Origin of the sequence: Amycolatopsis sp. SID8362 (genome assembly GCF_010550475.1) — a bacterium.
Classification (GTDB): Bacteria; Actinomycetota; Actinomycetes; order Mycobacteriales; family Pseudonocardiaceae; genus Amycolatopsis; species Amycolatopsis eburnea.
This window is the reverse complement of sequence record NZ_JAAGNB010001645.1, coordinates 1-557: the sequence shown is the minus strand read 5'-3', so window position 1 is coordinate 557 and position 557 is coordinate 1. Positions and strand designations below refer to the sequence as shown.

The following is a 557-nucleotide window of genomic DNA, read 5'->3' as shown; positions in this document are numbered from 1 at the left end:
CGGCGAGCCGGTGCGCGCGGTCGTGCACGCCGCCGGGCTGCCGCAGGCCACGCCCGTGCTGGAGACGACCGCGGCCGAGTTCGCCGACGTCATCGGCGGCAAGGTCGCGGGCGCCCGGAACCTGGACGAGCTGCTCGGCGACGACGTCGACGCCTTCGTGCTCTTCTCCTCGAACGCCGGTGTCTGGGGCTCCGGCGGCCAAGGGGCGTACGGCGCGGGCAACGCCTACCTCGACGCCCTCGCCGAGCAGCGCCGCGCCCGCGGAGCCGCCGCCACGTCGGTCGCCTGGGGCTTCTGGGGCGGCGGGGGCATGGCGGGCGACGTCGAACTGGAAGACCAGCTGCGCCGCCGCGGGCTCCGCGAGATGGCGCCGGAAGCCGCGGTGGAGGCGCTCTGCCAGGCCCTGGACGCGAACGAAGTCTTCCTGGCCGTCGCCGACGTCGACTGGGCGCGGTTCGCGCCCGGCTTCACCCTGGCGCGGCGGCGTCCGCTGATCGAGGACATCCCCGAGGTCCGGGCGCTGCTCGAAGCCGCCGACGAGCCCTCGGCCGAGCGTC

The 557-nt window shown here is 76.3% G+C and carries 1 protein-coding gene; it reads left to right on the top strand.

The genetic code is table 11. From position 1 onward, the window contains the following. On the top strand, positions 1–557 hold a 557-nt coding region (locus G3I65_RS50750), incomplete at both ends, for a KR domain-containing protein (protein ID WP_160703056.1).